The sequence below is a fragment of the bacterium genome (assembly GCA_030647005.1).
Taxonomy (GTDB): Bacteria; Patescibacteriota; Patescibacteriia; order JACPHY01; family JACPHY01; genus JAUSKG01.
Window position 1 is genome coordinate 1 of the sequence record JAUSKG010000035.1, and the last position, 9084, is coordinate 9084.

At 64.3% G+C, this 9084-nt stretch carries 8 protein-coding genes; 1 reads left to right on the forward strand and 7 read right to left on the reverse strand.

Features of this window, described 5'->3' with window-relative positions:
- The 6 genes from Q7S96_05150 to Q7S96_05175 all read right to left on the reverse strand — a co-directional run.
- Window positions 1–297 (reverse strand): hypothetical protein (locus Q7S96_05150; GenBank protein MDO8463618.1); only part of this gene is annotated, 297 nt, incomplete at its 3' end.
- A gap of 179 nt (window positions 298–476) precedes the next feature.
- Window positions 477–2849 (reverse strand): hypothetical protein, encoded by a 2373-nt coding sequence (locus tag Q7S96_05155; protein MDO8463619.1) that lies wholly within the window; start codon window positions 2847–2849, stop codon window positions 477–479.
- Between the two features lie 60 nt (window positions 2850–2909).
- Complete coding sequence (locus Q7S96_05160) at window positions 2910–3623, reverse strand: DNA alkylation repair protein (GenBank protein MDO8463620.1); 714 nt, start codon at window positions 3621–3623, stop codon at window positions 2910–2912.
- Window positions 3620–4765, reverse strand: coding sequence for a putative peptidoglycan glycosyltransferase FtsW (locus tag Q7S96_05165; GenBank protein MDO8463621.1), 1146 nt, complete (start codon window positions 4763–4765; stop codon window positions 3620–3622). The genes Q7S96_05160 and Q7S96_05165 overlap by 4 nt, the downstream gene beginning before the upstream one ends.
- An 8-nt stretch (window positions 4766–4773) precedes the next feature.
- Entirely contained in the window at window positions 4774–5814 is a 1041-nt protein-coding gene (gene mraY / locus Q7S96_05170) for a phospho-N-acetylmuramoyl-pentapeptide-transferase (GenBank protein MDO8463622.1), read from the reverse strand.
- Between the two features lie 23 nt (window positions 5815–5837).
- On the reverse strand, window positions 5838–6299 hold the full coding sequence (locus Q7S96_05175) for a hypothetical protein (GenBank protein MDO8463623.1): 462 nt from the start codon (window positions 6297–6299) through the stop codon (window positions 5838–5840).
- A 540-nt stretch (window positions 6300–6839) separates the two neighbouring features.
- On the opposite strand from Q7S96_05175, the gene rpmA reads away from it, so the two are divergent.
- Window positions 6840–7172, forward strand: a complete 333-nt coding sequence (gene rpmA / locus Q7S96_05180; protein ID MDO8463624.1) for a 50S ribosomal protein L27 — start codon at window positions 6840–6842, stop codon at window positions 7170–7172.
- Between the two features lie 18 nt (window positions 7173–7190).
- On the opposite strand, the gene Q7S96_05185 is transcribed toward rpmA, so the two are convergent.
- Window positions 7191–8867, reverse strand: coding sequence for a CTP synthase (locus tag Q7S96_05185; GenBank protein MDO8463625.1), 1677 nt, complete (start codon window positions 8865–8867; stop codon window positions 7191–7193).
- Window positions 8868–9084 lie beyond the last annotated feature (217 nt).

The window sequence follows — 9084 nt, forward strand, 5'->3', positions numbered from 1 at the left end:
GGGAACGACGTATGTTCCCTCGGGGATGGTTCCCGTGCGGTATGCCTCGGAGAGGGCCTGGGAGAGGGTGGTGAGGTGGGTGATGCTCGGGAGGTCGCGGGGGGTGGTGGTGGTTCGGAGGGAGGCAACGGCGGTTTCCACCTCATCTATGTTCGTGAGGGGCCCTTGGTATCCGAGGGAGCGGAACTGGTCTCGGATTTGCTGTTCGAGGTTTTTCACGTAGGAACGGACATCGCGGGGGAGGTCGTGCTTCGCGATGCCGTGGTGACGTTCGGGGGTTGGGGGATGTTCGGGCATGGGGGGAGGTGGCGTAGCGGAGGTCTTTAGACCTCCATCTGAGGGCGTAGGGGAGCTTGGTGGCACTGCCGTGGAGACCTGAAGGTCTCCGCTACGGGGAACAGGTTGGAACAGGAGCAGCTCGTCTCAATGTATGTGCTCTCCAAAGCTGGCGCGTGAGCGCCGAAGGGTGGGACTGTTTACTCCTCTCCTTTAAATGCTGTGCCCTCAGATTCTTCATGGATTGCCGAGAAGCCCTGAGAGAGCGTGGCGAGCGAGCGCTCGAACGCGATGCGCGCTTCCTCATCCTCCTGCTGGGTATCTTCTTCCTCCGCTGACACTGCAGACCGATCAACGTACCGCGCCGGCACTTCCGTGCGCGATGGCGCGGGACCGTAGAGCGCCTCGATGACGTCCTTGGGCGAGTAGCGGTCGAGAGAGGGGGCACGTTGCCCGCGCGGCGCATGGGGGCCGGTGGCCGATGCCTTCTCACTCTCGATGTCAAACGCGAGCGCATCGCGGTCGCTCATGCCGTCGGGCCACCCGTCGGCCTGCGGGAAGAAATTTCCCTGCACCTGGAGCGCCTGGTAGAGGAACACGAGCTCCGCGGGACGCGCGGCGGAACGCGACACGTAATCGCGCATGAGGTAGGAGTCGAGTGAACGCTGGAACCCATCGCGCTTCCACGCCTGGACGATCGGCACGAGGTGACGGAGGGAGAGCACATTCTCCTTCAGGACATCCTTCGGTGCGAGTGACCGTCCGCCCACTGCGGCGAAGAATCCGGGAACGTCGCGCTCCGAGAAGACATCCTGGAGCATGCGGGCCACGCGCGCGAGGTCATGGAGTCGCACGAGCTCACCCTCCGGCAACGTCAGCGAGAGGTCCGTGTTGATGAGCTGCGCGACGAGCATCTGGTACAACTCGTTCTCCTGCCGGTACACACGCTGCTCTTCCGGTGGGAGCCCGGGCGGCTCCGCCTCAATGCTCATGGGGAGGTAGTCGTACCGGAGGAGGTCGTACCGCGAAAGGAACGCGGCATCGAGCGGCTGGCGGCCGATGTAGAACTTGCCATCCTCGGGTTTGTAGTTTCCCGTCGCGAGCACGCAGAACCCCTCGGCGACCGTGAAGGGCGCGGCACCCGGAATGGGCGGCGTGACGACATCTCCTGGCCGCAGGAGGAGGAGATCGTTCATGACGATGAGCGTGTGGTGCGGAATCGCGTTCATCTCGTCAATGATGAGCGGCCGTCCCTCGCGCATGGCCTGGAGGAGCGGCCCGAGGAGCTCGCGCGTCTCCACCGGCGCGCGGAAGGACTCCTGGTACGCACGCTCGAACTGCGGCTGCATGGTCCCAATGCGCGCTGCGGTCTCGGCATCAGACAGACCAGCCGCGAGGAACTCGACGCGTTTCTCTCGCTCGAATGCGCTCCACCGCTCTGCAATGTGCTGCACCTGCGCTTCCGGCGTGAGCTGCTCCGCGCGCTGCACGCCACGGGTCCCGACGATCTGTTCCGCCGTGAGATTGCGGTGGCCAGCAATGATGAGCGCTTCGGCCTGCTCCGCGCGCTGCGCAGCCCACGCGGTGTACGCCTCTGCCTCCTCCTGTTTTGGCGCGGGGTGTGCCGCCTCCCACCTGGCGAGGTGTGGCGCGGAGAGACGCGTGCGGCTGACGTGCTTTGCGATCTCGGACTTCCCGCTCCCGAGCTCGCCGTGGATGAAGATGGCGCGACCTCTCCCGATGCTCCCCTCGATGGACACGATTTTCCGCCGCACGTACGGCGTCTCGACGATTCTCCCGTTTGCATCAAATGTCGCTTTCGCCTCGGCGAGCGCACGTCCGCGCTCCAGGAGGTACGCCTCGGGGTGCGACGCGAGGAGCGCATCCCGCAGCGCAACGACCTCATCTATCTTCCGCAGCTGACGACTGATCGCGTGCGGGTGGACGACCATGCGCGTGTTCGATCGCAGCCGATCCGCGACGCGCTGCAGGTGCTCGATCGTGCTGTTCGCGGCATCAATGTCCTGCATGACGCGACCGAGCTCGTGGTAGCGCATGCGGTAGTGGTCGCGCACGGGAATTGCATCGCTCTCGAGCGCGTCGCGACGAAAATCGCCCCCGAGCTCCTCCAACCGATCGAGCCGCTCCAATGCTTCGAGGAATGCTTCGAGCGCGTTATCCTGCACCGCAATCTCCTGCACCGCACGCTCATCGTCATCCCCCACGAATCCCGCGAGCGCATCGCCTGCGATACGCGTCCACGGCAAGAGCTCTTCGAGTGCTTCCTCGCGTATGTGCAGCACGCGCGCATCCGCCGCTACGACATCTGCAGAGGGCTCCCGCTGCTCGGCCTCCTCCACCCGCGCCGCAACCTCGTCCGCGATGTCCACGAGGCGCAACCGCCGCGTTCTCCCCTCCTCCGTTACCTCCGGGAGATATCGGCGGTACTGCCGCAGGAACTCCGCGATCGCCTGACGCTCACGGTAGACGGCATCGGTCTTCGCCTCTTGCTCTGCAAGCTCCACCTGTCGCTCGTGCGGGAGCTCCGCCATGGGTACCATGCGTTCCACCATACGATCATCGTTGTTGAGTGATCGAGTACGCTCTCAACGTACCACACCGCGCCGCCTCGATCAAGCGGGGGCGCGTTGCGATCGGTACGCGCGCCGCGTGCACTCGGGGAGTCGCTCGATTGCGGAGCGCAGCATGGTGCGCGGCATGGCGTGCGCGTGCGCATCGAGGAAGCCCTCGAGCGTGCTCCGCGAACGCTTCCCCACCTCGCGGAGCATCCAGCCCGTCGCCTTCCGGATGAGGTCGTGCTCATCGCGGAGGAGCACGCGCGCGATCGCGAGCGTGTCATCGAACTCCCCGCGCGCGATGAACGCCATCGTGCTCACGATGGCGATGCGACGATCCCAGAGATGACGAGACCGCGCGAGCCGCAGGAGGACGCCGCGCGGGTGATCCCGGAGGTACGCGCCGACGATCTGGTACGCGGACGCGTCCACGAGATCCCAATTATTCACCTGTGCCGTCTGCGCGAGGTACAGGCGGAAGATGTCCCGCCGCACCGCGCGATCGCCTCGCGTAAACTGCGCGATGAGGATGAAGAGCGCGACGAGGCGATCCTCGTGCACCGCCGACGCGAGCAGTCGCTGCGCATCCGCGCGCGGGAGATCAGGGAACCGCTTCGCGATCGTCCGCTGCTGCGGAACGGTGAGCCCGAGGAAGCGGTCCCCTGCTCCGTACTCGCCCGGGTTGGTCTTGAAAAATCGTCGGGACACTGCCGCGCGCTCGGGGTCCGCTACCATGCGGATCGCTCTCTGCACCGCCACATACGATGTCATACGGTTGCACGCCGATACCGCGCTGGCGCAACGCGTTTTTTACTGAGGTTCACGACAATGCCGGCCGCCCCCATGGAAACCGCGAGCGCGGTGCCGCCGAAGGACACGAACGGGAGCGGGAGTCCGGTGAGCGGCAGGAGTCCGACCATCGCGCCGATGTTCACCACGGATTGCACGCCCCACCACGCGGCGATACCCACGAGCACGAGCCGATCAAATGCATCGTTCGCCTGGAAGGCATTCGCGAGGACGCGTGCGATGACGTACGCGATGAGCGCGAGGAACGCGACGGAGAACACGAACCCGATCTCCTCCGCGATGATCGCAAAAATCGAGTCCGAGATAACCTCCGGGAGGAACGAGAACTTCTGCCGCGAGTGGCCAAGCCCCTGACCGAACAGGCCGCCGGACCCCACCGCGAGAAGCGCCTGGTTCACCTGGTAGCCGATCCCCTGCGGATCGAGCTCCGGGTGGAGGAACGCGGTGAGTCGCGCGACGCGGTACGGCGCCGCAGCGACGAGTGCGCCGAACGACGCGACGCCGCCGGCGATGAGGAGCGCGAGGTGGCGCAGCCGCATACCCGCCGCGAACGCCATGGCAACGCCGATCGCGGCGAGGATGGACAGCGTACCGATGTCGGGCTGGAGCACGACGATGCCGAGCACCGATCCGAGCACGGCGAGGAACGGGAGGAACCCCTTCGCCCACGCCTGCACATGGAACCACGCCGGCCGTCGCACCGTCGCCCACGCAGCGAGCGCGAGAATGAGGCCGACCTTGGCGATCTCGGAGGGCTGGAACGTGACGATGCCGAGGTTGAGCCAGCTCCGCGAACCACCGCGGAAGACCCCGAGGCCCGGGATGAACACGAGGAGGAGGAGCACGACGCTCCCGACGAGCACCCACGGCCCCACGCGCTCGAGAAATGATGTGCGGAGCCGCGCGGCAAGGAGGAACAGAATGACGCCCGGGAGCACACCGGAGTACAGCTGGTGGACGAGGTAGTACGACCGCGCACCGAAACGATCGTACGCGAGCGGCGCGGACGCGGACGAGAGGAAGATGAGCCCCAGCGCGATGAGGAGCGCCGTCGCCGCGACAAACCGCGTATCAGCATCATGGAGCATTGTGGGGATCCGCATACGGGAACTTACGCGCTGTGATCAACGAGGTAGAGCATGAGACCGAGCACCGCGACGACACCGGCGATGATCCAAAAGCGCATGACGATCTTGGACTCGGGCCAACCGATCGCCTCGAGGTGGTGGTGGAACGGTGTCGAGCGGAAGATGCGTTTGCCCGTGAGGCGCCGCGCTGTCATCTGGACGACGACGGATGCGGACTCCGCAACGAACGGCAGGCCGATGACCAAGAGGAGGAACGGCTCGTTCGTGAGGAGTGCGACGGTCCCGAGCACGGTCCCGAGCGCCATCGCGCCTGTGTCGCCCATGAAGAAGCGCGCCGGCGGGATGTTGAACCAGAGGAACGCGAAAAGCGCGCCCACGAGCACGCCGATGAGCGCGGCGAGGTCAAAGCGTCCCTCGAGGAACGCGATGACACCGTACGCCGAGAGCGCGGTGAGGAGTGTACCGCCCGCGAGACCGTCGAGGCCGTCCGTGATGTTCACCGAGTGCATCGTGGCGACGAGGAGGAGCATCGCGAACAGGAAGAACGCGAACGGGCCGAGGTCGGCGGGGCCGATGAAGGGCACATGGAGTGTCGTCCACTCGAGCTTCACGACGAACCACCACGCGATGAGTGCGGCGACGCCCGTATAGAGGAGCAATCGGTGGCGCATCGTGAGGCCACCGCCCGCAGCGCCCATCCCGAAGACGTTGAGAAGGTCATCGCCAAGCCCGATAAGTGCCGCCGCGACCATCGCACCAAGCGGCAGGAGCGTCTCTGGCCGCGAGAGGAATGCGAGATCACGGAGGAACGGGATACGAAGCGCCTCCGCCGCGCTGAGGACAACGGCGAGGCCGAGTGCCGTCACCCACACGAGCACGCCACCCATCGTGGGCGTTCCCGCTTTGTGCGCGTGGAGCTTCGCGTACACCGGCGCATCCGCCGCGCTCCGAATCGTCTTCCCGAGCTTGTACCGGTAGAGCAGCCGCGTGAGCGCCGGCGTCCACGCGATCGTCACGATGAACGCAATCGTCGTGAGGAGGAAAATGGTGATGACGGGATTCATAGGGTGTGTGGAGAAAAACTCTCCTACGCGAGATTCTTACTCCAGAGGAGCACCGTTCCCGTGAGCGTCGCGAGGGCGATGAGGAACGCCGCCACGCACAGCGTGAGCGATGCGGAGGACGGTGCTGCGTCCCGCGGAGTCGTCAGGAGGAACGCGAGCACGATATTGAGGAGGACGAACACGGTGCCCGTGAGTGGCAGGCGCACGAGCGCGCGCCACGATCCGAGCGCATCAATCCCGAACGTCGTCGTGTAGTGTGTGACAAGCGACGCGGCACCCGGAACATTCGGCACCGCGAACGCCGCGATCCACGTGCCGGCGAGGAGCAGGAACGCACCGATAATCATCCACCGCGGGAAGAGCCGCACGAGGAGCGGATGCACGGCGACGAAAACCCGCTCCGCAGGGTCTTTGCGAAGCGGACGGAGGAACGCTCCCCTTTCCTCTCCAACGATCTCTTGGTCACCATGTCCATCGGATTTCATAGCATCAAAAATACCGCACAATGCTTTTGCTCTTGCGAGCAATTTTTTTGTCATTTCGAGTGAATCCCGAGGCAAGCTCGGGATGCCGGCTTGCTTCCATCTTGCAACGTCGGCATCCGCGAGCGAGAAATCTCCTCTGGTACTCCATTGTATCCGGTGAGATTTCTCTCTGCGCTGCGCTCCGTTCGAAATGACACGTTGGGAGGCAAAGTATCCACCGCCGCCTCTGTCATTTCGAGCGATACCGTGAGCAAAAAATGACACCGCTGTTTCTCCCTGCGTCGTCCTGAGGAGCTTGGCGACGAAGGACAAGCCCTGATCCGGATAGGCGGGTATAAAACCCGCCCCTACGCCATCATGGACTCATCCCGTCATTCCACTGTGCGTGTACCGTAGGGGAGGGGTTTACCCCCTCCCATCCCCCACTCCCCTTCGCTCTGTTCAGCGTAGCATGGAACGCTCCACTTGACACCCGATCACCCCCGTGCTGCAATGGAGACAATACAGCTCTTAGCAACTAGGAGCTAGCAACTCACCCCTATGGCACATAAGAAAGGAGTTGGTTCCTCCCGACTCGGCCGCGACTCGCAAGGGCAACGGCTGGGTGTCAAACGCGCCGACGGGCAGGCCGTGCGAGCGGGGAACATCATCGTCCGCCAGCGCGGGACGGCGTTCCGCCCGGGCGTAAACGTCATGCGCGGCAAGGACGACACGCTGTTCGCGACCGCAGACGGCGTTGTGAAGTTCATGAAGCGCGCGTTCATCAGCTTCAGCGGCAGGAAGCACACGCGCAACGTGGTCGCGGTTCTTGGCGCTCACGCGCCAGCTTCGGAGGGAGCATTCGGAGTAAAGGGAGAACTAGGAAAACAATGAGGAAGCCAACACCCGCTCTCACGAGCGGGTGTTGCGTTTTGCCGCTGCGCGCAGGAGCCCGAGGAACAGCGGTTGCGGGTCAAGCGGGCGACTCTTGAACTCCGGATGAAACTGCGCGGCAACGAAGTACGGATGGCTGCGCGCGGGGAGCTCGATGATCTCCACGAGGTCGCGCTGCGGGTTCATACCGGAGAACACCATCCCGGCTTCCGCGAACGCGCCACGGTACTGATTATTGAACTCGTAGCGATGGCGATGGCGCTCGGAGATGAGGAGATCGCCTTTCGCGTACGTACGGGTGACGCGCGACGTGTCGCGGTACGCGCGCGCCGCTCGCGTGCCCGTGGCGATGCGACAGTCGTACGAACCGAGACGCATCGTACCGCCGTACGCGCCGCTCGCGAGCTGCTGCTCCTGATCCTCCATGACCGCGATGATCGGGTCATGGGTACGCTCCACGACCTCCGTCGTATGTGCGTCGCGCAGTCCGAGCACGTTGCGCGCGTACTCCACGCACGCGAGCTGCATGCCGTAGCAGATGCCGAGGTACGGAATCCCATGCTCGCGCACGTACCGGATCGCCCGGATCTTCCCCTCGACGCCGCGCGTGCCAAACCCGCCCGGGACGATGACGCCATCAAACTGGTCAAGCTCCTTCACCGCTCGCGCATCGTCCTCGTACACCTCGGTGTTGATCCACTCGAGTACCGGCGTGCGCTTCGCAGTCCACGCGGCGTGCTTCACCGCCTCGATGACGGAGAAGTACACATCCGAGAGCACAAAGTCGCCGACGGAGAAGTACTTGCCCGCGATCGCGATGCGCACGGGCGGGTAGGTGCGCTCCGAAGCGCGCACCATGGTCTTCCACTGCCGGAGATCGCTCCTGCGCGGCTTGAGCCCGAGCTTCCGGAGCACGCGCTCGCCGAGGTGATCACGCTCAAAGTTGATCGGGACGTGGTAGATGGACGGCACGTCGGGCGCGGCGATGACGTCATCCGCTTGGACATTGCAGAACATCGCGAGCTTCTTCCTCCGCACGGTGTCGAGCGGCTGCGATCCGCGCGCGATAATGAAGTCCGGCTGGATGCCCGCGGCCTGGAGCTGCTTCGTCGCGTGCTGCGTGGGCTTCGTCTTCATCTCGCCGATGTGGCCCGGAATCGGGAGGTAGGACACGAGGAGCGTGATGACATCCTCTGGTCGCTGCTGCTTGAGGAGTCGCGCCGCCTCCAGGAACAGCACGTTCTGGTACTCACCAACCGTCCCGCCCACCTCGATGAGCACAACCTCGGCGCGACGGAGCGTCGCACATGCGTGGATGCGCCGGAGTACCTCTTCCGGAATGTGCGGGACCACCTCCACGCACTTCCCCTTGTACCCGAGGGCTCGCTCGCGCTCGATGACGGACAGGTACACCCGTCCGGTCGTCATGTAATTCCCCTTCCCGAGGTTCTGTCCCAGGAAACGCTCGTAGTTGCCGATGTCCTGATCCGTCTCATCGCCATCGTCCGTCACAAAGACCTCACCGTGCTCGGTGGGATTCATAGTGCCTGCATCCACGTTGATGTAGGGATCGATCTTCATCGCCGTCACACGAAATCCCTTGGATTGCAGCAACGCACCGAGCGATGCCGTGACGGTCCCCTTCCCGACGCCGGAGAGGACACCGCCCGCAACGAAGATATATTTTGTGGTCATAGGGTATGAGCATGCCGCATCTCCATCATACAGACGGGAGTACCCAACACCAAAACCATCACACAATGGAGACGGGAGGGGGTAAACCCCTCCCCTACGGTCATCCACCCCCTGTCATTGCGAGCAGCGTCCGCGCGGCGTGGCAATCCCGGTCATAGAGCGTACGCGGTTTTCACCTCTGTACTGGTATGACCGGGATTGCCACGTCGCGGACTCC

Bases quoted from the DNA above. Each gene is read 5' to 3' on its own strand.
- Q7S96_05155 (MDO8463619.1), bottom strand. From the start codon at position 2,849: ATGGTGGAACGCATGGTACCCATGGCGGAGCTCCCGCACGAGCGACAG.
- Q7S96_05160 (MDO8463620.1), bottom strand. From the start codon at position 3,623: ATGACATCGTATGTGGCGGTGCAGAGAGCGATCCGCATGGTAGCGGAC.
- Q7S96_05165 (MDO8463621.1), bottom strand. From the start codon at position 4,765: ATGCGGATCCCCACAATGCTCCATGATGCTGATACGCGGTTTGTCGCG.
- mraY (MDO8463622.1), bottom strand. From the start codon at position 5,814: ATGAATCCCGTCATCACCATTTTCCTCCTCACGACGATTGCGTTCATC.
- Q7S96_05175 (MDO8463623.1), bottom strand. From the start codon at position 6,299: ATGAAATCCGATGGACATGGTGACCAAGAGATCGTTGGAGAGGAAAGG.
- rpmA (MDO8463624.1), top strand. From the start codon at position 6,840: ATGGCACATAAGAAAGGAGTTGGTTCCTCCCGACTCGGCCGCGACTCG.
- Q7S96_05185 (MDO8463625.1), bottom strand. From the start codon at position 8,867: ATGACCACAAAATATATCTTCGTTGCGGGCGGTGTCCTCTCCGGCGTC.